The following is a 23,805-nucleotide window of genomic DNA, read 5'->3' on the forward strand; positions in this document are numbered from 1 at the left end:
TGCGCCCCATGAGCGAGTGGGACATCAAGAAGCTGCAGATCCTCCGTACCCTCCGTGATCGCGGTACCGTCACCGCGACCGCGGAGGCGTTGCTCATGACCCCCTCGGCCGTCTCGCAGCAGCTCACCAATCTCGCCAAGCAGCTCGGTGTGCAGTTGCTCGAGGCGCAGGGGCGGCGGGTGCGGCTCACCGATGCCGCGCATCTGGTGCTGCGGCACGCCGAGGTCGTCTTCGCCCAGTTGGAGCGGGCCGACGCCGAGCTGGACGGCTATCTGCGCGGCGAGGCAGGGCAGGTCCGGGTGGCCGCCTTCTCCACCGCCGTGCCCGCCCTGGTCGTCCCCGCCGTGCAGCAGCTCCGTACCGCCCACCCCGGGCTCGACGTCAAGATCCGCGAGGCCGAGGCGGCGGAGGCGTACGAGCTCCTCGGCACCGGCGACGTCGACCTGGCGCTCTCGCTCGCCGCGCACGCCCCCTCCGCGCGCGACCCCAAGTTCAGCCGGGTCCCGCTCCTCGCCGACCCGCTCGACGTCGCCCTGCCCGCCGGGCACCCGCTCGCCGACGCGCCCGGCCTCCGGCTCGCCGACCTCTCCGCCGAACCCTGGATCTTCGGCGGCTCCGGACCCTGGTCCGAGATCACCACCGCCGCCTGCGAGGCCGCCGGGTTCGTCCCCGAACAGGCCCACAGCGCCGCCGGCTGGACCACCATCCTCGCCATGGTCGAGGCCGGGATGGGCGTCGCCCTCGTGCCCCGGATGGCCTCCGCCGAGCGGCGCGGCGAACGCGGCGTCGTCATGCGCGTCCTCTCCGCCGACCAGCCGCGCCGCCATGTCGTCGCGGCGGTCCGGCGTGGCGCGGAGGAGGGCCCGGCCGTCGCCCGCGTCCTCGCCGCGCTCCGGCAGGCGGCCGTCCAGCGCGAGACCGTTCAGTAGCACCATCGTTCAGTACAGCTGAAAGTAATCATCGAAAACATTCGATGGACCCGGGCCCCGCCCGAGGCGCACCCTCGATCCATGAGCTTCGACGAGAACGCCGCGAACGCCGACCCGCACGCCAACGACGCCGCGCCCTACGGTGGCGGCGACCCGTACGCCGACTACCGCACCGGTGACTTCCCCTTCACCGAGCTGGTCGACCTGGCCGACCGCCGTCTCGGCGCCGGTGTCGTCGCCGCCAACGACGAGTTCTTCGCCGAGCGCGAGAACCTCCTCGTCCGCGAGCGCGCCGTCTTCGACCCGGAGCACTTCGGCCACAAGGGCAAGATCATGGACGGCTGGGAGACCCGCCGCCGCCGTGGCGCCGACGCCGAGAACGTCTTCCCCGCCGCCGAGGACCACGACTGGGCGATCGTCCGCCTCGGCGCCCCCGGCGTGATCCGCGGCATCATCGTCGACACCGCCCACTTCCGCGGCAACTACCCGCAGCGGGTGTCGGTCCAGGCCGCCGCCGTCGAGGGTTCGCCCAGCCCCGAGCAGCTGCTCGCCGACGACGTGAAGTGGGAGGAGCTCGTCCCGCCCACCCCCGTCCGCGGCCACGCCGCGAACGGCTTCGCGATCGACGCCGAGCGCCGCTTCACCCACCTCCGGGTCTGCCAGCACCCCGACGGCGGCATCGCGCGGCTGCGCGTCCACGGCGAGGTCGTGCCGGACCCCGAGTGGCTGGAGCTGCTCGGCACCCTCGACCTCGTCTCCGTACTCAACGGAGGCGTGTACGAGGACGCGTCGGACAAGTTCTACTCCTCGCCGACCCAGATCATCCTGCCGGGCACCTCCCGCAAGATGGACGACGGCTGGGAGAACCGCCGCCGCCGGGTCCGGGGCACCAACGACTGGGTCCGCTTCCGGCTCGCCGCCCAGGGCGCCGTACGGGCCGTCGAGATCGACACCGCGTACCTCAAGGGCAACTCGGCCGGCTGGATCGCGCTCCAGGGACGTAACGGCGAGACGGGCGAGTGGTTCGAGATCATCCCCCGGACCAAGCTCCAGCCCGACACCCTGCACCGCTTCAAGCTCCCCGCGCAGGCCGTCGTCACCCACGTCCGCCTGGACGCCTTCCCCGACGGCGGCGTCGCCCGGATGCGGCTGCACGGCGCGCTGACGGAGCAGGGCGCGGCCGACCTCCGCGCGCGGTACGCGGCGCTCGGTGGCTGAGCCGGCCGACCCGGGATCTCCGCCCGGCGGGCGGCCGCGCACCGACGCCCGCCCGCCGAGCGGACTCGAAACGGACGAAGGGGCACCTCCGTGGGGGAGGGTGCCCCTTCGTCTTTCACCTACCGCGTCGTCACGCGGCGGCCGCGTCCGCCGCCTGCGCCTTGAGCGCGCGCTCCACGCCCGCCCGGCACTCCGTCACCAGGCGCTTCAGCGCCGGCGCCGGGTCGTTCGCCGCGATCCAGGCGTCCGTGGCGTCCAGCGTCTCCTGCGAGACCTGGATCGTCGGGTAGAGACCGACCACGATCTGCTGGACGATCTCGTGGCTGCGGGTCTCCGAGATGCCCTTGATCGAGGCGAAGTACTTCGCCGTGTACGGGGCGAGCAGCTCACGCTGGTCGGTCTGGACGAAGCCCCCGATCACCGCCTCCTGCACCGCGTTCGCCAGCTTGTCGGACTCCACGACCGACGCCCAGGCCTCGGCCTTCGCCGCCTCGGTCGGACGCGCCGCCCGCGCCGTCGCCGCGTGCCGCTCGCCCGCCGCCGTACGGTCCCGCTCCAGCTCGGCCGCGATCTGCGGCTCGTCGAACCGCCCGGTCGCCGCGAGCCGCTGCACGAACGCCCAGCGCAGCTCGGTGTCCACGGCCAGACCCCCGATGATGTGCGTGCCGTCGAGCAGACCGGCCAGTACGTCGAGCTCCGCGTCGGTGCGCGCGGTCGCGGCGAACGCCCGCGCCCACGCCAGCTGGTGGTCGCTCGCCGGCGCCGCCGCCCGCAGCTGCTCCTGCGCGGCCTCCGTCCAGCGCGTCAGACCCGTCGGACGCCAGTCCGGCGCCGCGTACAGCTCCAGGGCGGCCTTCACCTGACCCTGCAGCGACTGGACCATACCGATGTCGCTCTCCTTGGTGATTCCGGAGAGGACCAGGTCCAGGTAGTCGCGCGTGGCCAGCTCGCCGTCCCGCGTCATGTCCCAGGCCGAGGCCCAGCACAGCGCGCGCGGCAGCGACTCGGCGAAGTCCCCGAGGTGCGCGGTCACGTTCTTCAGCGACACCTCGTCGAGCCGGACCTTGGCGTACGACAGGTCGTCGTCGTTGAGCAGCACGACCGCCGGGCGGCGCTTGCCCGCCAGCTGCGGTACGGCGGTCAGCCCGGCCGCCTCGATGTCCAGCTCAAGACGGTCGGAGCGGACCAGCTTGCCCGCCGCGTCCAGGTCGTAGAAGCCGATCGCGATCCGGTGCGGACGCAGCGTCGACTCGCCCTTGGCCCCGGCCGGCAGCGCCGGCGCCTCCTGCTTGACCGCGAAGGAGGTGATGGCACCGTTCTCGTCGGTCTCGATCTCCGGGCGCAGGATGTTGATGCCGGCCGTCTCCAGCCACAGCTTCGACCAGACCTTCAGGTCACGGCCGGAGGTCTCCTCCAGCGCGCCGAGCAGGTCGGCAAGGCGCGTGTTCCCGAAGGCGTGCGCCTTGAAGTACGCCTGGACGCCCTTGAAGAACTCGTCCTGGCCGACGTACGCCACCAGCTGCTTGAGGACCGAGGCGCCCTTGGCGTACGTGATGCCGTCGAAGTTGACCAGCACGTCCTCGAGATCGTTGATCTCGGCCATGATCGGGTGCGTGGACGGCAGCTGGTCCTGGCGGTACGCCCAGGTCTTCTCCGCGTTGGCGAAGGTGGTCCAGGCGTTCGGCCAGCGGGTGCCCGCCACCGAGGCCTGGCAGGCGACCGAGGTGAAGGTCGCGAACGACTCGTTCAGCCAGAGGTCGTTCCACCACTCCATGGTGACCAGGTCGCCGAACCACATGTGCGCGAGCTCGTGCAGGATCGTCTCGGCCCGGCGCTCGTACGCCGCGTCCGTCACCTTCGAGCGGAAGACGTACTGGTCGCGGATGGTGACCGCGCCCGCGTTCTCCATCGCGCCGGCGTTGAACTCCGGCACGAAGAGCTGGTCGTACTTGGCGAACGGGTAGTCGTACGCGAACTTCTCCTGGAACCAGTCGAAGCCCTGGCGCGTGACGTCGAAGATGTGGTCCGAGTCGAGGTACTCGGCAAGCGACGGGCGGCAGTAGATGCCGAGCGGGACGGTCTGGCCGTCCTTCTCGTACGTCGAGTGCACCGAGTGGTACGGGCCGACGATCAGCGCGGTGATGTACGTGGAGATGCGCGGGGTGGGCTCGAAGACCCACAGGTCGTCCTTGGGCTCCGGCGTCGGCGAGTTGGAGATCACCGTCCAGCCGCTGGGCGCCTTCACGGTGAACTGGAAGGTCGCCTTCAGGTCCGGCTGCTCGAAGGAGGCGAAGACCCGGCGGGCGTCCGGCACCTCGAACTGGGTGTAGAGGTACGCCTGTTCGTCGACCGGGTCGACGAAGCGGTGCAGACCCTCGCCCGTGTTGGTGTACGCGCAGTCGGCGACGACCTTCAGCTCGTTCGGACCCTGGTGCAGATGGGCCAGGGCGATCCGGGAGTCCCGGAACACGGCGGCGACGTCGAGCGCGTGGCCGTTGAGGACGACCTCGTGCACGGCGGGGGCGACGAGGTCGATGAACGTCTCGGCGTTCGCCTCGGCGGAATCGAAGCGGACGGTGGTGACGGACCGGTAGGTGCCGCCCTCCTGCGCACCGGAGAGGTCCAGTTCGACCTCGTACGCGTCCACGGTCAGCAGCTTCGCCCGCTGCTGCGCCTCTTCACGGGTCAGGTTTGTGCCAGGCACCCGGTCAACTCCTCGGTTTCGTGACGTTTGGGCCATCCTTCCACGCGCCGCGTCAGCGTCGCACCGCGCATTTCCACGGCCCGTCGCCGCTGATCCGCAGCAGCCCGGGGCCGGGCACGGGGGCGCTGACATGGACCTCGCCGATCTCGTTGACCAGGAGGTCCTGGTCCTCGGCGTCGTACTCGGGCTCGCGGGGCGGGGTGTGCCGGTGGACGGTGAAGTTGGACTCGCCGTGGTGGGAGAAGTCGAGGACGCCGGGCGGCCCGTCGTAGACGACGAGGTCGTGGGCGTGGCCCTCGATATGGCTGTCGAAGCGGCGGGCGTGGGTGAGCGGGAGGACCCGCAGCGTCCAGGGGGTGTCCGCGTCGACCCGCAGCGTCAGCGGCCGGTCGGGCGGGACGAGCGCCACGGTACGGGCGCGGACGTCGTCCTCGTACGCCATGAGCAGGAAGTCCTCGGCGCGGCCGTGGGCGTCGCAGGACTCGATGGTGGTGGAGATCGAGTGGTACGACTCGATCTCCAGGAGCGCCCAGCCCGGCGGGAGGGTGGGGTCGCAGTGCACGGTCTCCTTGCCGCGGCCCTGGTGGGTGGAGGGCCGGAAGGAGGAGGAGAAGGGGTCGGCGACGTACGTCGGTGCGGGTGCGGGGGGTACGTACCCCGGGCCCGGGATCGGGGCCGGCGGGGCCTCGACAACGATGCCGAAGTCCGTCGCGAGCCCGGCGAGCCCGGAGGCGTACCCCTGCCCCACCGCGCGGAACCGCCAGCCGCCCTCCTGCCGGTAGAACTCGCCGAGGACGAACGCCGTCTCGCGCGTCGCGTCCCCGATGGCGAAGTACGCCACCGGCGCGCCCGAGAGATCCGTGACCCGGACGTCAAGACCCGGCACCTGCCCGAACGCGCCCCCGTCGGCGGAGGCGGCGACCACGATCCGGCCGATCGCGGGCTCCACGCGCGCGAGGTCGAGCCAGAGCCAGTCCGCGGCGGCGCTGCCCGGCGCGCCCGGCGCCGACTTCCCCAGGTGCCGAACCGCGCCCGAGGGGTGCTCGGCTTGGTTGTAGAAGACGAGATCCCCGTCCCCACGCACCCGCCCACCACCGTCGAGCAACAGCGCGGACACGTCCACGAAGGGCGCCCCGGGAACGGCCCGCCAGGCGACGGCGACCTGGAGAGCCGCCTGGGTAGGCACGGGGACGTTCGCGCCCCGCGGTAACTGGGTCATGCTCGGCTCCTGTCACTCCGGGGTCCGGTTTCGAACGCGTTGCTCGAATTCCGCCGGACGGTGGCCACGGCATGCCGAAGGGCGGCCGCCCTCCCGGACGGCCGCCCCTTCACGTGAATCGGGGGCGTCAGCCCTTCAGCTCCGCCGCCACCAGCTCCGCGATCTGGACCGCGTTCAGTGCCGCGCCCTTGCGGAGGTTGTCGTTGGAGAGGAAGAGCGCCAGGCCGTTGTCGACGGTCTCGTCCACGCGGATGCGGCCCACGTACGACGCGTCCTTGCCGGCCGCCTGGAGCGGGGTCGGGATCTCCGAGAGCTCGACGCCCTCGGCGTCCGCGAGCAGCTCGTACGCGCGCTCGACGCTGATCGGGCGCTCGAAGCGGACGTTGACCTGGAGCGAGTGGCCGGAGAAGACCGGCACGCGCACGCAGGTTCCGGAGACCTTCAGCTCGGGGATCTCCAGGATCTTGCGGGACTCGTTGCGGAGCTTCTGCTCCTCGTCGGTCTCGTGCGAGCCGTCGTCCACCAGGTTGCCGGCCAGCGGCAGCACGTTGAAGGCGATCGGGCGGCGGTAGACGCCCGGCTCGGGGAAGGCGACGGCCTCGCCGTCGTGGGCCAGCTCCGTCGCGCGCTCGGCGACGGCCTTGATCTGGCCGTCCAGCTCGGCGACGCCGGCCACGCCCGAACCGGACACGGCCTGGTAGGTGGTGGCGATGAGCGCGGTCAGGCCGGCCTCCTGGTGGAGCGGCTTGAGGACCGGCATCGCGGCCATCGTGGTGCAGTTCGGGTTGGCGATGATGCCCTTGGGGCGGTCCTTGATCGCGTGCGGGTTGACCTCGGAGACCACCAGCGGGACCTCGGGGTCGCGGCGCCACGCGGAGGAGTTGTCGATCACTACCGCGCCCTGGGAGGCGACCTTCTCGGCGAGCGCCTTCGAGGTCGCGCCACCGGCGGAGAACAGGACGATGTCCAGGCCGGTGTAGTCGGCGGTGGAGGCGTCCTCGACCGTGACCCCGTCCACCACGGTGCCGGCGGAGCGGGCGGAGGCGAAGAGCCGCAGCTCGTCCACAGGGAACTTCCGCTCGGCCAGGATGCTGCGCATGACTGTGCCGACCTGACCGGTGGCTCCGACGATTCCGACCTTCACGGGGACTCCTCCGTACGTTTGTGCAGGCTGCTGCCGTCCATGATGCGTATGTCCCGGCCTGCCTTGTCCAATCCATTGTCCGAGGATCGGGACGCGAAAGGGGCGGGCACCGGTTTCGGCGCCCGCCCCTCACTCACACAGCGGTGTTACGGCGTGACCTTGCCGATCACGACGCTGCCCACGCCCGCGACCGTGCCGCGCGCGTTCACCAGCTGGACCTCACCGAAGAACTGCCGGCCCTCGGGCGCGGCACCGGCGACGAGGACCTCGGCGCCGACCTTCGCGGTCCCGCCGTTGGCCAGCGGGTAGCTCTTGGCCGCGTCGACCTGGACGCTGCCGAGCGCGGCCGAGTAGAACACGTCCTTGTAGTCGTAGGTCGTACCGCCCTCGGCCTGCACCGAGTAGCCGTCGATCACGACCGTGTACGTGCCGGCGGCCGGCTTCAGCAGCGAGACGGCCTCCTCCGAGTCACCGTCCGCGGCCTGGCCCACCTGGACACCGTTGAGCAGGACCGTCAGGTCCAGGTCGGCGGCCTTGTCGGAGGTGTTGCCGATCGCCACGTCGAGCCGCTCGACACCTTCACCGATGGTGACGGTCTTCGTCTGCTGCTCGTGGTGCTTGATCGTCGGCGTCTCGGCCTTCACGGAGCCCAGCGGGCCGCCCTTCAGCTTGCCGTCGATGCCGGCGAACTTGTTGGTGACGGTCCACTCGACGGCGGCCGGGGTGCCGACCTTCGCCTCGGCGACGGTCTGCGTGGCCGGGTCGAAGTCGGCGCCGAGCACCGAGACGTCCAGCTTGAACGGGTTGTCCAGGTCGGGCGAGGTGCGACGCGACTCGACCTCGATCTCCCAGACGCCCGGCGTCGGGTTGGCGTACGAACGCAGGTCCGGACGGCAGGTGTTGGCCGGGTTGTAGTGCGGGTAGCACGCGGTGGACGCGGTCGACTCGAACGCCACACCGTACGGGTGGATCGCGATGAACCGGGTCTGGCTCTTCTCCTTCAGACCGCCGAGGGCGACCTCAAGGGTCTTGGCGCCCGCCGGAACGGTCACGAAGTACGACTTGTGGCTGTTGCGCTGGACCGAGCCGGTCGCGGAGAGGCCGTAGCCGGGCGCGACCAGGTCGGACGCGACGACCGAGGTGGCGAGGATCTGCTTGTCGACGCCCTCGGTGCGGTCGTCGTCGGCCTCCAGGATCACGCTGTGCACACCGGCACTGCGCGGCGCGGCCTGGACCTTGACGGTGACCGGCGTGTTCAGCGGCAGGTCGACCTCGTCGTCGCCGAGGATCCGGAAGGTGCCGTCGTTGTACTTCAGCTTCAGATCGTGCTCGATCGGCCGGTTCGGGCCGCTCGTGCGCGTGACGGTGACGTCGTAGACCTTCTTCTGGCCGACCTTGAGGCCGCCCTCACGGTCGTACACACCGGTGCCGGTGTGCGGGGCCGGGAAGATCGCGGTGTCGACCGGGGCCTGGACCTTGTAGTCGTGCGCCGTGGCGCCGTCCTTGATCGACTCCCAGGCGTCGTTGATGTCGATCCGGCCCGAGCCCTGCTCGTGGGCCGCGACACCGGGGATCCGGTCGGCGGTCGAGGTCAGCGCGGTGCGCAGGGTCAGCGGGTCGAGCTCGATCCGCTTCTGCTTCGCGGCCGAGATCAGCAGCGCGCTCGCGCCCGCGACCTGCGGGGAGGACATCGAGGTGCCGTTGAGCATCCCGTAACCGGCGGGCAGCGCGTAGCCCGCCTCGGCGACGCCGGAACCGGCCTGCCAGGTCGGGATGGTGTTCACGGCCGAGCCCGGACCGGTGATGGTCGGGGTGAAGCCGCCGTCCTCACGCGGGCCGCGCGAGGAGAAGGGGAACATCGCGTACGACTTGCTGACGGCCGAGCCGTAGTTGGCGGCCCAGGTCGACTGGGAGATCGCCGCGCCGACCGAGACGACCTTGTCGGCCAGGCCGGGGTCGCCGATGGTGTTGATGCCCGGACCGGAGTTGCCGGCCGAGATGACCAGCTGCACGCCGTACTGGTCGATCAGCCGGGTGTAGAGGCGGGCGCGGACGTTGTCGCCGTCGTTCTGCGCGGGCAGACCGCCGATCGACATGTTGACGATGTCGACGCCACGGTTGACGACGAGGTCCGTCATGCCCTCGGTGAGGGCGGTGTTGGTGCAGCCGCCGGTCCACGTGCAGGCACGCGAGGAGACGATCTTCGCGCCGGGCGCGGCACCGTTCATCCTGCCGCCGAAGAGGCCATTCGCGGCGGTGATGCCGGCGACGTGCGTGCCGTGGGCGGACTCGACGACGCCGATGTTGACGAAGTCGGCCTTCTTGCCGACCCAGGTCCCGCCGAGCGGGTCCATCGCGACGTCCTTGCGGATCTCGACGACGAACGGGATCTTCTCGACGACCTCGGTGGCCGGGTTGTCGGTACCGAAGTAGCCGATCTGGTACCCGTCCTTGTACGGCTTCATCGGCGCGTTGTCCGTGAAGTCGTTGTTCTGGTCGGTGTCCACGCGGACGGTGCCGGCGGCCGCGTCGTACAGCATGCCGAAGAGGTCGGCCTTGTCGCCGTCGCGGTTGATGTCACCGGCCGGGTCGCCGCCCGCGGTGATCGCCTCGTTGAAGCGGCTGAACTGGTAGGAGCCCTCGGGCGCCTTCCAGGACTGCGAGGAGGCCGTGAAGACCGGACCGGCGACGGGGGTGATCTGGGCGCGCCAGGTGCCGTCCTGCTCGGTCAGCGGGTCGGTGGCGGTGACCCAGTCGACGATCTTGCGCTCGCCGGTGGTGGTCTTCTGCAGCGCCGGGTGGCCGAGGTCCACACCGGAGTCGAGGATGCCGATGGTCACGCCGCGGCCGTCGGCCCGCGGGTTGTCCTCGACGAACTCGACCGCACCCGTCTCGTGGGACGGGTTGTACGGGTTCTTCGCCGGGGTGTTCCTGCCCGGCGCCGGGTACGTCTGCGAGACGGTCGTTCCCTCGACGGCCCCGGCGGTGCCGGCGTCGGGGGTCGGGTCGTCCAGTGGGATCTCGGCCTGGAGGTCGATCGACTGGACGGAGGAGAGCCCGGTGGCCGCCTTGATGGCGGCCTCCGCCTTGGCGGTCGGGATCGTGGCGCGGACGTAGCCGAGCTTGTCGTCCTGCCGGCCGACCGAGGCGCCCGCGACGGCGTCGAGCTGGCCGGCGACCTGCTCGGTGGCGCCGGGCGCGGTGGCCACGAGGATCGTGACGTTCTTCTCGCCGGTCGCCTCGGCCTCGGTGAGGCGCTGGGCGTCGGTCGGGCCGAGCTTGTCGGCGGATTCGGCGGACTTGACCGGGGGAGTGGTCGCCGGATCGTCGGCGGCCAGGACCGGGGCGGCGCCGCCCGCGATGAGCGCGGTCACGAGTCCCGCGGCGGCGGCGATCCGGGCGGCGCGTCTGTGCCCGGGGGTCGAGCGCCCGGATATGGAGCTCTGAGTTTCGGGGGTGGTCATTTACATCCCTGATTGTGAAAGAAGAGGGTCCGGATTCCGGTACCGGATGACCGCTCAGCCTTTCGCAAGTGACAGGGGTTTGTGGAGGGTTGGAATCGGCGGGATGTGGCCATGGCACACATCCGCCACAGGGCGCGCTGCGCCATCGGGGACGTAACGCCGTGGAACGTGACGATCCGACTCCTGCTTACCGCCGGTTAGTTGTCCTTTGTACGGGCGTAGTGGCGGGAGGCCTTGGCCCGGTTGCCGCAGATCGCCATCGAGCACCAGCGGCGGGTGCCGTTCCGCGAGGTGTCGAAGAAGTGCAGGATGCACGCCTCGTGGGCGCAGGACCGGATGCGGTCGGGCGCGGTGCGCAGCAGGTCGAGGTAGTCGCGGGCGGCGGTCCAGCCGGGGCCCCACGCGGGGTCCGCGAACTCGGGGAGCTCGCCCGGGCCCTCGGCTGTGAGCGTGGCGCGGATGCGGCCGTGGTCGAGGACGGCGTCGACGCGGGCGACGGCGGCGGGGTCGCCGGGCCGGTCGGCCAGTCCGTTGAGGGCGTCCCGGGCGGTGAGGGTGTGGCGGAGGGTGGACGCGTCGGCGGCGAAGCGCGCGTCGAGCCCGTTGGCGGTGAGCCAGACGGCGAGGCCGTCGGCGTCCGTGAGCAGGTCCTGGCGTACGCCGTCCAGCATCCAGCGGGTGTTGAGCAGGTCGAGGGAGACGGGCTCGCCGACCAGGGGCCGTGGGTCGGAAACGGTCATGGCGAGCACCTTCCTCGTGGAACTAACCCCTCAAGGTTACGTGACAGGTTGCACAACCATTCTCTAACCCCTAACGTCGTAGTCACTGGTTAGCGACCGGTTGATCGGTCGACGAGAGGGGAGTCGCCATGGCGGCGATCGGAACGCTGAAGACCAACCACGTCGGACTCAATGTCACGGACCTGGAGCGCTCGCTCGGGTTCTACGGGGATGTGCTGGGCTTCGAGGTGCTCGGCGAGGGCAAGGAGGAGGGTCGGCGGTACGCGTTCCTGGGTCAGGACGGCACGCTGGTCCTCACGCTCTGGCAGCAGGCGGAGGGCGCGTACGACTCCGGTCGCGCGGGCCTGCACCACCTGGCGTGGGAGGCCGGGTCGATCGAGCGGGTGAAGGCGGCGGAGGACGCCCTGAAGGCGCGCGGCACGGAGTTCGCGTACGACGGCGTGGTCCCCCACTCCGAGGGCGGCGCCTCAGGCGGCATCTTCTTCCACGATCCCGACGGCACCCGCCTGGAGATCTTCGCCCCCACGGGCGCGGAGAACACGGAAGCCCCGACGGAGGGCGCCCCGACCTGCGGCTTCTTCTAAGCCTGACCTAGGTGTGGGCAATCGTTCCGCAGGGCGGAACGGGTGGGCACACCCCACGAACGCGCTGCCCGCGCCGAGGGCCCGCCCCCCGGCCCCGGCCCGGGCGGCCCCGCACACGAAGGACCCGAAGGACATGGACCCCTACAACCCAGGCTCTCGCGCCGTTCAGGACATGGTCGGCGTCCGCGACCTGGCCGCACACATCGCCCCCTCCATCACCACCGGCATCCGCCCCGTCGCCGCCGCCTTCCTGGAGCTCCAGCCCATGCTCGTCCTCGCCGCCGCGGACGAGAACGGCCACGTCTGGAGCACCCTCCTCACCGGCACCCCCGGCTTCGCCCGGGCGACCGGCCCGCACACGATCTCGGTGGCGGCCCCACCCCCCGCCCCCGGCCCCGCCCCCGTCGGGACGATCGCCCTGGACCCCCGCACCCGCCGCCGCATGCGCCTCAACGGCATCGCCCGCCCCAGCGCCCGCGGCTTCACCGTCGAGGCGGAGCAGGTCTTCTCCAACTGCCCGAAGTACATCCAGAAGCGCGAGCTGTACGCGCCCGACCTCACCACCCCGCCCGGTGCCCCGCGTCACGGCACCGCGCTCACCCCCGCCCAGGAAGGGTTCGTCCGGGCCGCCGACACCTTCTTCATCGCGACCACGGCCTCCGACGGCACGGACGCGAGCCACCGAGGCGGCTTCCCCGGCTTCGTGCGCGTCGTGAGCCCCACCGAGCTGAGCTGGCAGGACTATCCCGGCAACGCGATGTTCCTGACCCTGGGCAACCTGGAGACCGACGACCGCGCGGGCCCCCTCTTCCTCGACTGGCGGACCGGCACCACGCTCCAACTGTCGGGCACGGCCCGCACCACGTACGGCGAGGACGGCATCCGCACCACCCGCCTCGCCGTGGAACGAATCGTCGAGACCCCGTCGGCGAGCCCCCTGCGCTGGTCGGACCCGGAATTCTCGCCTGCCAACCCACCCGTCGACCCGCCCCAGGACCCCGCATGACGACAGCCGCCCCCGCCCGCCCGCACCCCCGGGCCGTGGCCCTGGCGACCACCGTGAGCGTCACCGCCCTGCTCGCCCTGGTGGCCGTCGGCACCGTCCTCCACCAGCCGCTGCTCATCCCACCCCTGGCGGCCAGCATGGCGCTGGTGGCGGGCGCCCCCGACCTGCCGCTCGCCCAGCCACGCTCGGTCGTCGGCGGTCAGCTGCTCTCCGCGCTCACCGGCTTCGCCGTCCTCCTCGTCACCGGCCCCGGCCTCTGGGGCGCCGCCCTCGCCGGCGGCCTCGCGCTCGGCGTGATGATGGCGGCCCGCACCCCGCACTCGCCCGCCGCCGCCACGGCCGTGATCGTCGCCCTCCAGAATCCGCCGTTCTGGACCTTCCTCGCGCTGCTCGCGCTCGCGAGCGTCCTGCTCGTCGCCGTCGGCCTCGCGGGCGCCCGGGCGACGGGGCGGACGTACCCCACGTACTGGTTCTGACGTTCTAACCTCACTCCATGAAACAGGAGTTGAGGGTGGCGGCCTACGCCGTGTGTGTCCGTGACGACGAGATCCTGCTGGCCCGCTGGGTGGACCGCGCCGGGGCCAAGCGGTGGACCCTGCCCGGCGGCGGGATGGACCACGGCGAGGAGCCGGTGAACACCGTGGTCCGCGAGGTCGAGGAGGAGACCGGCTATCTGACCGAGCCGGTTGCCCTGCTCGGCATCGACTCCATCCGCCGCGGCTGGCTCCGCAAGCTCGCCGCTCCCGGAGACTTCCAGGGCCTGCGGATCATCTACGAATCCCGGATCGCCGGCGGTTCCCTGCGCAACGAGACCGGCGGCTCGACCGACCTGGCCGCCTGGCATCCGCTCGCCTCCGTCCCGGACCTCACCCGCGTCGAACTCGTCGACATCGGCCTGCAGCTGTGGCGCGAGCGCCCGCCCGTCGGCCGCTCCCGCCTGGCCGATCCGGCGAACGGCTGAATCCGGCTCAACCGGAGCAGCCCGGCTCAACCTCCACGCCCACCCCCGGGTCCCCTCCCGCGACCGCGCACACGAATACGAGGGGAACCCGCATGACAACGGCACGCACCGCCCGCACCACACGAAACGCCCGCACCACCCGCACCACCCGCACCGTCCTCGCCGCCACCGCCGTGGCGGCGCTCACCGCCGGGGCGCTCGCCGCGCCCGCCGTCGCCGCGAGCACGCCGAAGAAGCCGGACCACACCGCCACCCAGCGGGCCCTGGACGCGGCGGTCGAGGAGGGCGTGCCGGGCGCCGTCGCCCAGGCACGGACCGGCCACGGCCGCGCCTGGACCGGGACGGCCGGCGAGCGCGGCGGCCAGGACCGCTACCGGGTCGGCTCGATCACCAAGACCTTCGTGGCCACGGTCCTCCTCCAGCTCCAGGCCGAGGGCCGCCTCGACCTCGACGACCCGGTGGAGAAGTGGCTGCCGGGCGTGGTCCGCGGCAACGGCCACGACGGCCGGAAGGTCACCGTCCGCCAGCTCCTCAACCACACCAGCGGCATCTACAACGTCACGTCCGACCCCGGCTTCCAGCAGAAGGTCTTCGGCCCGGAGTTCCTGAAGAACCGCTACGACACCTGGACCCCGGAGCAGCTCGTCGCCGTCGCGATGACCCACGAGCCGGACTTCGCTCCCGGGACCGCCTGGACCTACTCCAACACCAACTACGTCCTGGCGGGGATGGTGATCGAGAAGGCGACCGGCCGTCCGTACGGCAAGGAGGTCGAGCGGCGGATCCTCAAGCCGCTGAAGCTGCGCGCCACCAGTGTCCCCGGTACGAAGGCGACGATGCCGCAGCCGAGTTCACGGGCGTACTCGAAGCTCTCGATCGACGAGAACGCGACGACGATTCACGACGTCACCGAGCTGAACCCGTCCCTCGCCCACGCGGCGGGCGAGATGATCTCCGACTCCAACGATCTGCAGACGTTCTACCGGGCCCTGTTCAAGGGGAAGTTGCTGCCGAGGGCCGAGCTGCGCGAGATGACGGCAACCGTGCCGGTCAGCGCCGAGAACCCGGAGTTCTTCTACGGCCTCGGTCTCCAGCAGACGAAGCTGAGCTGCGGAAAGGAGGTCTGGGGCCACGGCGGGGGCATCCACGGCTCGTCCTCGCAGGCCGTCACCACCCGGGACGGCGAGCACTCGCTCGCGATGAACTTCAACGCGGACTGGACGGGCGACAGCCAGAAGGTGATCGAGGCGGAGTTCTGCGGGAGCTGACGCGTCCCCGGGTCACCGGGGCAGGACGACGATGTACGCGGCAGGCTGCCGGTCCGACGCGGCCATCAGGGCCGTACGGACCACGGTGGCCTGCTGGTCCATGGCCTCGCGCAGCTTGCGCGGGGTGATGTGGACGACCGTGATGCCGAGCCGCTCCAGGTGCTCGCGTTTACGGGTGTACTCCGACCACAGCGCGTCGTCGTCCTGCCGGGGTGCCCGGGTGTCCAGCTCGACCGCGACCGCCTGGTCGGGCCAGTAGGCGTCGAGCCCGCCGAGGTGCGGGCCGCCGGGGAGCCGAAGGTCCACGTTCCACATCGGGTCCGGGAGGGCGAACTCCCGCACCATCTCGTACAGCCGCTCCTCGGCAATGCTCCGGCCCTCCGCGAGGAGCGAGTCGACGGCGTCCACGACGTGCGGCCGGTTGAGCAGCCGTGCGCGGTTCAACTCCCGTACGACCGCGCCGGGTTCGCAGTGTCCGGCGCGTACCGCCTCGGTGAGCAGCCGGCGCACCGTGGCCGCGTCGGTCAGCCCGGACACGGCATCGGCGAGGGCCCGCGCGACCGGCGCGACGGGCACCCCGGCGAGGTCCAGCGGTACGGGCAGCTCCTGTGCGCGCACCACCCGCACCTCGGCGGTGGAACGCGGCCGGCGGGTACGGGCGACGAGGACGTCGATCCGGTCCAGGGCCGGCAGCGGGGGAACGGACGAGAAGCGGTGCAGGGCGAGCGCGGCGAGCCCGGTGATCATCGCCTCGGAGTCCCGGGTGTGGTCCAGCGCGGCCCGCAGCCGGTCGGAGGTGAGGGGGAGGGGGCGGGGGGTGATGGGGGTGTTGTGGTTCATGCGGGGGGTCTTCCGCGCTTGGCCCCGTCACTAACCGCTGTTACAAGCACGTCGCCGAACCGGGACAACTCAGCCCTAAAGTACGCCCGTTCGACTGCCGATGAGCGGTACCCCGCGAGCCCCTGGCCCGTGGGCCTTCGCTCGGCTGGGCCGGCGCCCCCCGCCACCCCGTTGTGGGCGGTCGGGCTGGCGCCACGCGCGTTGTGGGCAGCGGTTCCGCTGGGGCTCTCCCCGCCCCCCCCGTTGTGGGCAATCGTTCCGCTGGGGCGGAACGGGTGGGCACAACGGAACGGCGCCCTTGGCGGGCGCGTCCGCCCCGTTCCCCTCGCCCACCCCCAAGGGCCTTGAACGTGCAACGGCCCCGGGGTACAGGGGGGGCGCATGTGCGGAAGGCGCCCGCATAGGGCGCCGCCCCGTGTGCCCACCCGTCCCGCCCCAGCGGGACGATTGCCCACACGGGGCGGGGGTGCGGGAGGCCCCCGCCCGCCGGGCCCCCGGGCGGGCGGCCACGTAAAGCTAAGCGGCCCCGTCGCGCGCCTGCGCGCGGAGCGCTCGGGCCAAGTCGTCGCGCGACTCCAAGACCAGGCGTCGCAGCGCCGGCGCAGCCGACCCGTGCCCCGAGAGCCACGCGTCCGTAGCCGTCAGCGTCGACTCGTCGTCCTGGAGGCCGGGGAACAGACCCCGGACGACATCCATGCCGATCTGGATCGACCGGTCCGCCCACACCCGCTCGATCGCAGCGAAGTACTTCGACGCGTACGGCGCGAGCAACTCCCGCTGAGACGGCTGCGCGAAGCCCGCGATCGTCGCCTCCACCAGCGCGTTCGACAGCGCGTCCGACTCCACGACCTGCGCCCACGCCTGCGCCTTGACCGCCGCCGACGGCCGCGCGGCCAGGCAGCGGACCTGGTGGCGCTTGCCGGTCGCCGTGTCGTCGCGGGCCAGCTCCTGGCCGATCCGCGCCTCGTCCGCCCGGCCGTGCGCGGCCAGCGGCTCCAGGAACGCCCAGCGCAGCTCCTGGTCGACGTCCAGGCCGTCGATCTTCGCCGTACCGTCGAGCAGCCCCTCGAGGAGCTGGAAGTCCGCGTCCGAGCAGGCCGCCGCCGCGAAGAACCGCGCCCACGTCAGCTGGTGCTCACTCCCGGGCGACGCGAGCCGCAGCTCCCGCAGCCCGCCCTCCGCCAGCAGCCGGCCGCCCTCCGCGCGCCACGCCGGCGCCGCGTAGTGCGTGACCGCCGCCCGCGCCCAGGCGTGCACCATCTGCAGCACGCCGATGTCCGTCTCGCGCCCCGCGAACTCCAGCGCGACCGCCACGAAGTCCCGCGCGGGCATGAGCGCGTCCCGCGTCAGGTTCCACAGCGCCGACCAGCACAGCGCCCGCGCCAGCGGGTCCGTGATGTCGCCCAGGTGCGCCCGCAGCGTCGCCAGCGAGCCCTCGTCGAAACGGACCTTGCAGTACGTCAGGTCGTCGTCGTTCATCAGCACCAGGTCCGGCCGCGCCGACCCCGCCAGCTCGGCGACCACCGTCCGCGCGCCGACCACGTCCGCCTCGGCCCGCGCGTACCGCACCAGCTCGCCGTCCACCGACAGCTTGTACAGGCCGACGGCCGCCCGGTGCGGGCGCAGCTCGTCCCCGGCCTGGACCACGGCCAGCTCGGTGATCCGGCCCTCCGCGTCGTACGTCACCTCCGGCGTCAGCGTGTTGACGCCCGAGGTCTGCAGCCAGGACTGCGACCAGGCCTTCATGTCGCGCCCGGAGGTCTCCTCCAGGACGGTGAGCAGGTCGGTCAGGCGCGTGTTCCCGTAGGCGTGGCGCTTGAAGTAGCGCCGCGAGCCCTCCAGGAAGGCGTCCCGCCCCGCGTACGCCACCAGCTGCTTCAGGACCGACGCGCCCTTGGCGTACGTGATGCCGTCGAAGTTCAGCTTGGCGTCCTCCAGGTCACGGATGTCGGCCGTGATCGGGTGCGTGGACGGCAGCTGGTCGGCCCGGTACGCCCACGCCTTGCGGTTGTTCGCGAAGGTCACCCAGCTGTTGGTGAAGCGGGTCGCCTCGGCCAGCGAGAACGAGCCCATGAAGTCCGCGAAGGACTCCTTCAGCCACAGGTCGTCCCACCAGACCATGGTGACCAGGTCGCCGAACCACATGTGCGCCATCTCGTGCAGGATCACGTTCGCCCGGCGCTCGTAAGCCGCCTGCGTGACCTTGCCCCGGTAGACGTACTCCTCGCGGAAGGTCACCATCCCCGGGTTCTCCATCGCGCCGAGGTTGTACTCGGGGACGAAGGCCTGGTCGTACTTCCCGAAGGGATACGGGTAGTCGAAGTTGTCGTGGAAGAAGTCGAAGCCCTGCTTGGTGACCAGGAAGACGTCGTCCGCGTCGAAGTGCTTGGCGAGCCCCTTGCGGCACATCGCGCCCAGCGGGATCTCGAGATCGCCGCGCCGGTACGTGTCCGTCACGTAGTGGTACGGCCCGGCGACGACACACGTGATGTACGTCGAGATCGGCGCCGTCTCCGCGAACCGCCACACGCCCTCGGCGTCCTGCTCGCCCGCGCCGTTGCTCCACACCGTCCAGCCCTCGGGCGCGGTCACCGAGAAGCGGTGCGGGGCCTTCAGGTCGGGCTGCTCGAACGTGGCGTACACGCGGCGGGCGTCGGCCGGCTCGTACTGCGTGTAGAGGTAGACCTCGCCGTCCTCCGGGTCGACGAAGCGGTGCATGCCCTCGCCGGTCCGGCTGTACGCGCACTGGGCGTCCACGACCAGCACGTTGTCGTCGGCCAGGCCGTCCAGGGCGATCCGCGAGCCGTCGAAGACGGTGGCCGGGTCGAGCGCGCGGCCGTTCAGCTCCACCGACGTGACGGCGGGCGCGATCAGATCCACGAAGGTCGTGGTGCCGGTCCCCGTGCGGCGGAAGCGGAGGGTCGTCACGGAGCGGAACGTGCGGACTCCCTCGCTCGACTCGCCGACGGCCGAGCGAAGGTCCAGAGCGACCTCGTACCCGTCGACGGACAGCAGCTCGGCCCGCTCGCGGGCCTCGTCGCGGGACAGATTCTCACCGGGCACGGTCACTCCTTCGTGGCTCGTTCGAAACAGCACCGATCCTCCCATGTGGGCCTGACACGCGGCACGCCGGGAATGCCCCGGTCGGGGCGTGGCGTTGCTCCTTGCGGCGCACGCATCCATCCATGAGGAGAAACATGTCCGAGAGCAGGATCACCGCCGACTTCTGGTTCGACCCGCTGTGCCCGTGGGCCTGGATGACCTCCCGCTGGATGGTGGAGGTGGAGAAGCTCCGCCCGGTCGACGTCCGGTGGAACGTGATGAGCCTGGCCGTCCTCAACGAGGACAAGCTGGACGAGCTCCCGGACGACTACCGGAAGATGATGGAGACCCAGGCCTGGGGCCCGGTCCGGGTGGTGGTCGCCGCCCAGCAGCTGCACGGCGACGAGGTCGTCGGCCCGCTCTACACCGCGCTCGGCACCCGCTTCCACAACAACGGCGAGGGCCCGACGCGCGAGGCGATCATCGGCGCCCTGGCGGACGTCGGCCTGCCGGCCGAGCTCGCGGACTACGCGGACAAGGACACGTACGACACCGAGCTGCGCGTCTCCCACAAGGAGGGCATCGAGAAGGTCGGCCAGGACGTCGGCACGCCGGTCATCGCCGTGCCGGGCGCGGACGGCGACGAGGTCGCCTTCTTCGGCCCGGTCGTCACCCCGACCCCGCGCGGCGAGGCGGCGGCCCGGCTCTGGGACGGCACGCTGCTGGTGGCCGCGACGCCCGGCTTCTACGAGATCAAGCGCACGCGCACGGCGGCGCCGAGCTTCGAGTAGAACCCCCGTGTACGGAACGACCCCCGCGAGTCCTGTCCTCGCGGGGGTCGTTCTTTCATCCGCCTGCAAGTGAAGGTTGAGAAGACGATCACGAGCAGGACGTTCTTCAGATGGAGATCAGCGGCACCGACGCCTTCGCCGCCTGGTAGCGCCTGCTCACGTCCTGCCAGTTGACGACCTGCCACATGGCCTCGATGAAGTCGACCTTCTGGTTCTTGTACTGCAGGTAGAAGGCGTGCTCCCAGGCGTCGAAGACGAGGACCGGGATCGAGCCCTGGCCGACGTTGCCCTGGTGGTCGTAGACCTGCTCGACGATCAGCCGGCCGCTGATCGGCTCGTACGCGAGGACACCCCAGCCGGAGCCCTGGGTGGTCGCGGAGGCCTTGGTCAGCTGGGACTTGAACTTGGCGAAGGAGCCGAAGGACTCGGTGATCGCGTCGGCGAGGTCACCGACGCCGTCGGCCGCCAGCGGCTCGCCGCCGCCGCCGTCCTTCGGGCTGTCCATGTTGTTCCAGTAGATGCTGTGCAGGATGTGGCCGGAGAGGTGGAACGCGAGGTTCTTCTCCAGGCCGTTGATCGCGCCCCACTGCTCCTTGTCGCGCGCCTCTTCCAGCTGCTCAAGGGTGTCGTTGGCGCCCTTGACGTACGCGGCGTGGTGCTTGTCGTGGTGCAGCTCGATGATCTGCGGGTTGATCACCGGCTCCAGCGCCGCGTAGTCGTACGGCAGTTCCGGAAGGGTGTAGATCGCCATGTGCCGAGCCTCTCGCTGCTGCTGTCGCTTATTGCAATCTATATGCAGGTGCAGGCTAACAGCAGCAGTGCCCCCGAGTTGATCAGTCCTTGGGCCTAGGACTCGTGGCGGAAAACGGGGAACCCCCGGACCGAGGACCGGTCCGGGGGTTCCCTTTCGACAAGCGTGCGTCAGGCGTCCTGGGGCTCCCGCTGCCCGCGCTTCTTCTGGAGCGCGAAGCCGCCCGCCGCGAGCAGCACCGTGAGGGCGCCCGTCCAGTACAGCTGGACGCGGGTGCCCTCCTCGCGGGCCATCAGGTAGAAGATCGCCGCCATGCCGGCCAGCGCCACCCAGGTCAGCACCGGGAAGGCCCACATCTTCACGACGAGCTTCTCCGGGGCCTCGCGCTCGGTGCGGCGGCGCAGCAGCAGCTGCGAGACGGCGATGAAGAACCAGACGACGAGGATGATCGCGCCGATGGTGTTCAGGAGCCAGATGAAGATGTCCTCGGGCCGCCAGTAGCTGAGCAGCACGCAGAGGAAGCCGAAGACCGAGGAGACGAGCACCGCGGGGCGTGGGACGCCGCCGAAGGTCCGGCCGAGCGCCTTCGGGCCCTGGCCGCGGGCGACCAGCGAGGTGGCCATCCGGGAGGCGCCGTAGATGTTGGCGTTCATGGCCGACAGCAGGGCGATCAGCACGACGACGTTCATGATCTGGCCGGCGGCCGGGATGCCCAGGTGGTCGAGGGTCGCGACGTACGGGCCCTTCTCGACGACCGCCTTGTCGCCCCACGGGACCAGGGTCACGATGACGGCCATCGAGCCGATGTAGAAGAGCGCGATGCGCCACATCGCCGTACGGACCGCCTTGGCGACGCCCTGCACGGGGTGCTCGGACTCGGCGGCGGCGATGGTGACGGTCTCCAGACCGCCGTACGCGAAGACCGAGGCGAGCAGGCCGACGATCAACCCCTCGGAGCCGTTCGGGAAGAAGCCGCCGTCGCCGGTGAGGTTCGTGGTGCCGGGGGCGTCCGCGCCGGGCAGGACGCCGACGATGGCCAGCACGCCGATGCCGAGGAAGAGGACGATCGCGCCGACCTTCAGGGCCGCGAACCAGAACTCGAACTCGCCGAAGTTCTTCACCGCCGCCAGGTTGGTCGCGCAGAACACCAGCATGAAGAGGGCGACCCAGGCCCACTCCGGGCTGCCCGGGAACCAGCCGGTCATGATCTTCGCCGCGCCGATGCCCTCCAGGCCGACGGCCACGCAGAGCAGGAACCAGAAGGCCCAGCCCGCCGTGAACCCGGCCCAGGGGCCGATCGCGCGCTCGGCGTGGACGGAGAAGGAGCCGGAGGCCGGGTTGGCCGCCGACATCTCGCCGAGCATGCGCATCACGAGCATGACGAGCAGCCCGGAGATGGCGTACGCGACCACGATCGAGGGACCGGCGGCGGCGATACCGGCACCGGAGCCGACGAAGAGTCCGGCGCCGATGACACCACCGAGGGCGATCATCGACAGATGGCGCTGCTTGAGGCCGTGCGTGAGTCCCTGTGCGGGGGGCGTCCCTTCGACCTTGCGGTCGACGGGCTCGGGCGCGGTGGTCCGTGACATGGGCAGCCCTGTTCATTGGCTGAGACGGGGGAACGGCCCACAGTCTGAGTGCGCGCACCGCTTACAGGGAACAGATGTCCGCTATACGGGCACGAGCTTCACACATGGTGAAGGACTACTTCCGCTTCGTGCGCAATTCTCGCACCCACGCCACCAGGAGTACGGCCCCGGTCGCCGCACCCGACCACAGCACCTGCGGCCGGGCCCCGTCGTCGGTCAGCATCAGCACCAGGACGGCCGCCATCCCGGCCAGCGCCGTCCAGGTCAGCCAGGGGAAGCCCCACATCTTCAGCGTCAGCGTCTCCGGTGCCTCGCGCTCGATCCGGCGGCGCAGCCGCAGCTGCGAGACCGCGATCAGACCCCAGACGAAGAGGAGCACCGCGCCGACCGCGTTGAGCATGTAGAGGAAGACGGAATCCGGCCACTTCAGATTGAGCAGTACGGAGACGAAGCCGAAGGCCACCGACGCGAGCACCGCCCGGCGCGGCACTCCGCCGACCGACACCCTCAGCAGGCCCTTCGGCGCCTCGCCGCGTTCGGCGAGCGAGAAGACCATCCGCGAGGAGCCGTACAGGTTGGCGTTGAGCGCCGAGAGCAGCGCCACGAAGACCACGACGTTCATGATCTGGCCGGCCGCCGGGACGCCGATCGAGTCGAGCACGGCCACGTACGGCGACTCGCCCGGCTTCATCGAGGTCCAGGGCAGCAGGGTGACGATGACCAGCATCGAGCCGACGTAGAAGAGGAGGATCCGCCACACGGCGCTGCGCACCGCACGGGCCACGTTGCGCGCCGGGTCGTCCGACTCGGCGGCGGCGATCGTGACGACCTCCAGACCGCCGAAGGCGAAGACGACGGCGAGGACACCGGAGACGACGCCGCCCCAGCCGTTGGGCAGGAAGCCGCCCTGGCCGGTCAGATTCGCCATGCCCACCGGATCGGTGTCGGGAAGCCGGCCGGCGATCGCGAGCGTGCCCAGGATCAGGAAGAGCACGATCGCGCCGACCTTGAGCGCCGCGAACCAGAACTCGAACTCGCCGAAGTTCTTCACGGCGGCGAGGTTCGCCCCGGTGAACACCACCATGAAGATCAGCACCCAGCTCCACTGCGGGACGCCGGGCACCCAGCCGTGCGCGATCTGCGCCGCGCCGGTCGCCTCGACGGCGAGCACCACCACAAGCAGGAACCAGTACAGCCAGCCCACCGAGAAGCCCGCCCAGCGGCCGAGCGCGCGCTCGGCGTGGACGGAGAAGGCGCCCGAGGCGGGCATCGCCGCCGACATCTCGCCGAGCATCCGCATGACCAGCATCGCGAGCGCGCCCGCGATCAGATACGAGAGGACGATGCCGGGCTCCGCGACCGCGATGCCCGCGCCGGAACCGACGAAGAGCCCGGCCCCGATCACCCCGCCGAGCCCCAGCATGGTCAGGTGACGCTGCTTCAGTCCGTGGGAGAGCGGCTCCGGTTCGGGGGCCAGGGGGGCCGAGGCGGCAGGCGGTGCGTCGTACATGAGGGGGTTCGTGCCTTCGGAAGCGATACGGGAGCGGTGGGG

Annotated in this window: 18 protein-coding genes; 8 read left to right on the top strand and 10 right to left on the bottom strand. The window is 71.1% G+C overall.

All coding sequences use genetic code 11. The features are described 5' to 3' along the window. The first annotated feature begins 8 nt into the window (after positions 1-8). Positions 9-929: a LysR family transcriptional regulator gene (locus Q5762_RS18660; RefSeq protein WP_315893273.1), complete on the top strand. Its 921-nt coding sequence runs from the start codon at positions 9-11 to the stop codon at positions 927-929. 81 nt (positions 930-1,010) lie between these two features. Beyond that, positions 1,011-2,147, top strand: coding sequence for an allantoicase (gene alc, locus Q5762_RS18665; protein WP_315893274.1), 1,137 nt, complete (start codon positions 1,011-1,013; stop codon positions 2,145-2,147). Positions 2,148-2,277: 130 nt separating this feature from the next. On the opposite strand, the gene pepN (Q5762_RS18670) is transcribed toward alc, so the two are convergent. From pepN (Q5762_RS18670) to Q5762_RS18690, 5 genes are all read right to left on the bottom strand, one after another. Next, positions 2,278-4,851 (bottom strand): aminopeptidase N, encoded by a 2,574-nt coding sequence (pepN, locus tag Q5762_RS18670; protein WP_315893275.1) that lies wholly within the window; start codon positions 4,849-4,851, stop codon positions 2,278-2,280. 52 nt (positions 4,852-4,903) lie between these two features. Continuing rightward, positions 4,904-6,070, bottom strand: a complete 1,167-nt coding sequence (locus Q5762_RS18675) for a TerD family protein (protein WP_315893276.1) — start codon at positions 6,068-6,070, stop codon at positions 4,904-4,906. A 127-nt stretch (positions 6,071-6,197) separates the two neighbouring features. Continuing rightward, the gene (locus Q5762_RS18680; protein ID WP_315893277.1) at positions 6,198-7,214 is read right to left on the bottom strand and encodes an aspartate-semialdehyde dehydrogenase; all 1,017 of its coding nucleotides are present in this window, start codon (positions 7,212-7,214) and stop codon (positions 6,198-6,200) included. 146 nt (positions 7,215-7,360) lie between these two features. Then, positions 7,361-10,678, bottom strand: coding sequence for a S8 family serine peptidase (locus Q5762_RS18685; RefSeq protein ID WP_315893278.1), 3,318 nt, complete (start codon positions 10,676-10,678; stop codon positions 7,361-7,363). A 197-nt stretch (positions 10,679-10,875) separates the two neighbouring features. Beyond that, a complete protein-coding gene (locus Q5762_RS18690) occupies positions 10,876-11,418 on the bottom strand; it encodes a CGNR zinc finger domain-containing protein (protein ID WP_315893279.1) in 543 nt (180 codons plus the stop codon). Positions 11,419-11,546: 128 nt separating this feature from the next. On the opposite strand from Q5762_RS18690, the gene Q5762_RS18695 reads away from it, so the two are divergent. The 5 genes from Q5762_RS18695 to Q5762_RS18715 all read left to right on the top strand — a co-directional run bounded on the left by Q5762_RS18695 (position 11,547) and on the right by Q5762_RS18715 (position 15,237). Beyond that, positions 11,547-12,002: a VOC family protein gene (locus Q5762_RS18695; RefSeq protein ID WP_315893280.1), complete on the top strand. Its 456-nt coding sequence runs from the start codon at positions 11,547-11,549 to the stop codon at positions 12,000-12,002. A gap of 133 nt (positions 12,003-12,135) precedes the next feature. Next, the gene (locus Q5762_RS18700; protein ID WP_315893281.1) at positions 12,136-13,008 is read left to right on the top strand and encodes a pyridoxamine 5'-phosphate oxidase family protein; all 873 of its coding nucleotides are present in this window, start codon (positions 12,136-12,138) and stop codon (positions 13,006-13,008) included. Beyond that, positions 13,005-13,484, top strand: a complete 480-nt coding sequence (locus tag Q5762_RS18705; protein ID WP_315893282.1) for an HPP family protein — start codon at positions 13,005-13,007, stop codon at positions 13,482-13,484. Before Q5762_RS18700 ends, Q5762_RS18705 begins: the two co-directional genes overlap by 4 nt. 17 nt (positions 13,485-13,501) lie before the next feature. Continuing rightward, the gene (locus tag Q5762_RS18710) at positions 13,502-13,969 is read left to right on the top strand and encodes an NUDIX hydrolase (protein ID WP_315893283.1); all 468 of its coding nucleotides are present in this window, start codon (positions 13,502-13,504) and stop codon (positions 13,967-13,969) included. Positions 13,970-14,061: 92 nt separating this feature from the next. Next, positions 14,062-15,237 (top strand): serine hydrolase domain-containing protein, encoded by a 1,176-nt coding sequence (locus Q5762_RS18715; protein WP_315893284.1) that lies wholly within the window; start codon positions 14,062-14,064, stop codon positions 15,235-15,237. A gap of 12 nt (positions 15,238-15,249) precedes the next feature. Here Q5762_RS18715 and Q5762_RS18720 read toward each other — a convergent pair whose 3' ends face one another. Next, positions 15,250-16,077 (bottom strand): hypothetical protein, encoded by an 828-nt coding sequence (locus Q5762_RS18720; RefSeq protein WP_315893285.1) that lies wholly within the window; start codon positions 16,075-16,077, stop codon positions 15,250-15,252. A 516-nt stretch (positions 16,078-16,593) separates the two neighbouring features. Continuing rightward, on the bottom strand, positions 16,594-19,140 hold the full coding sequence (gene pepN, locus Q5762_RS18725; RefSeq protein ID WP_315893286.1) for an aminopeptidase N: 2,547 nt from the start codon (positions 19,138-19,140) through the stop codon (positions 16,594-16,596). 134 nt (positions 19,141-19,274) lie between these two features. Here pepN (Q5762_RS18725) and Q5762_RS18730 point away from each other — a divergent pair, with 134 nt between their 5' ends. After that, complete coding sequence (locus Q5762_RS18730; RefSeq protein ID WP_315893287.1) at positions 19,275-19,910, top strand: disulfide bond formation protein DsbA; 636 nt, start codon at positions 19,275-19,277, stop codon at positions 19,908-19,910. 106 nt (positions 19,911-20,016) lie between these two features. Here the strand turns inward: Q5762_RS18730 and Q5762_RS18735 are convergent, their stop codons facing one another. The 3 genes from Q5762_RS18735 to Q5762_RS18745 all read right to left on the bottom strand — a co-directional run bounded on the left by Q5762_RS18735 (position 20,017) and on the right by Q5762_RS18745 (position 23,763). Continuing rightward, positions 20,017-20,661, bottom strand: a complete 645-nt coding sequence (locus tag Q5762_RS18735) for a superoxide dismutase (protein ID WP_315893288.1) — start codon at positions 20,659-20,661, stop codon at positions 20,017-20,019. Positions 20,662-20,831: 170 nt separating this feature from the next. Continuing rightward, positions 20,832-22,253 carry an amino acid permease gene (locus Q5762_RS18740; protein WP_315893289.1) on the bottom strand — a complete coding sequence of 474 codons (1,422 nt, stop codon included), beginning with the start codon at positions 22,251-22,253 and terminating at the stop codon, positions 20,832-20,834. 115 nt (positions 22,254-22,368) lie between these two features. Further along, positions 22,369-23,763 (bottom strand): amino acid permease, encoded by a 1,395-nt coding sequence (locus tag Q5762_RS18745; RefSeq protein ID WP_315893290.1) that lies wholly within the window; start codon positions 23,761-23,763, stop codon positions 22,369-22,371. Positions 23,764-23,805 lie beyond the last annotated feature (42 nt).

This window comes from Streptomyces sp. P9(2023) (genome assembly GCF_032436795.1).
GTDB lineage: Bacteria > Actinomycetota > Actinomycetes > Streptomycetales > Streptomycetaceae > Streptomyces.

Excerpts from the sequence above, each read along its gene's own strand:
- Q5762_RS18660 (WP_315893273.1), top strand. The coding sequence starts at position 9 with ATGAGCGAGTGGGACATCAAGAAGCTGCAGATCCTCCGTACCCTCCGT.
- Q5762_RS18705 (WP_315893282.1), top strand. The coding sequence starts at position 13,005 with ATGACGACAGCCGCCCCCGCCCGCCCGCACCCCCGGGCCGTGGCCCTG.
- alc (WP_315893274.1), top strand. The coding sequence starts at position 1,011 with ATGAGCTTCGACGAGAACGCCGCGAACGCCGACCCGCACGCCAACGAC.
- Q5762_RS18690 (WP_315893279.1), bottom strand. The coding sequence starts at position 11,418 with ATGACCGTTTCCGACCCACGGCCCCTGGTCGGCGAGCCCGTCTCCCTC.
- Q5762_RS18730 (WP_315893287.1), top strand. The coding sequence starts at position 19,275 with ATGTCCGAGAGCAGGATCACCGCCGACTTCTGGTTCGACCCGCTGTGC.
- Q5762_RS18720 (WP_315893285.1), bottom strand. The coding sequence starts at position 16,077 with ATGAACCACAACACCCCCATCACCCCCCGCCCCCTCCCCCTCACCTCC.
- Q5762_RS18710 (WP_315893283.1), top strand. The coding sequence starts at position 13,502 with ATGAAACAGGAGTTGAGGGTGGCGGCCTACGCCGTGTGTGTCCGTGAC.
- Q5762_RS18685 (WP_315893278.1), bottom strand. The coding sequence starts at position 10,678 with ATGACCACCCCCGAAACTCAGAGCTCCATATCCGGGCGCTCGACCCCC.
- Q5762_RS18700 (WP_315893281.1), top strand. The coding sequence starts at position 12,136 with ATGGACCCCTACAACCCAGGCTCTCGCGCCGTTCAGGACATGGTCGGC.
- Q5762_RS18715 (WP_315893284.1), top strand. The coding sequence starts at position 14,062 with ATGACAACGGCACGCACCGCCCGCACCACACGAAACGCCCGCACCACC.
- Q5762_RS18695 (WP_315893280.1), top strand. The coding sequence starts at position 11,547 with ATGGCGGCGATCGGAACGCTGAAGACCAACCACGTCGGACTCAATGTC.
- Q5762_RS18740 (WP_315893289.1), bottom strand. The coding sequence starts at position 22,253 with ATGTCACGGACCACCGCGCCCGAGCCCGTCGACCGCAAGGTCGAAGGG.
- Q5762_RS18735 (WP_315893288.1), bottom strand. The coding sequence starts at position 20,661 with ATGGCGATCTACACCCTTCCGGAACTGCCGTACGACTACGCGGCGCTG.
- Q5762_RS18675 (WP_315893276.1), bottom strand. The coding sequence starts at position 6,070 with ATGACCCAGTTACCGCGGGGCGCGAACGTCCCCGTGCCTACCCAGGCG.
- Q5762_RS18745 (WP_315893290.1), bottom strand. The coding sequence starts at position 23,763 with ATGTACGACGCACCGCCTGCCGCCTCGGCCCCCCTGGCCCCCGAACCG.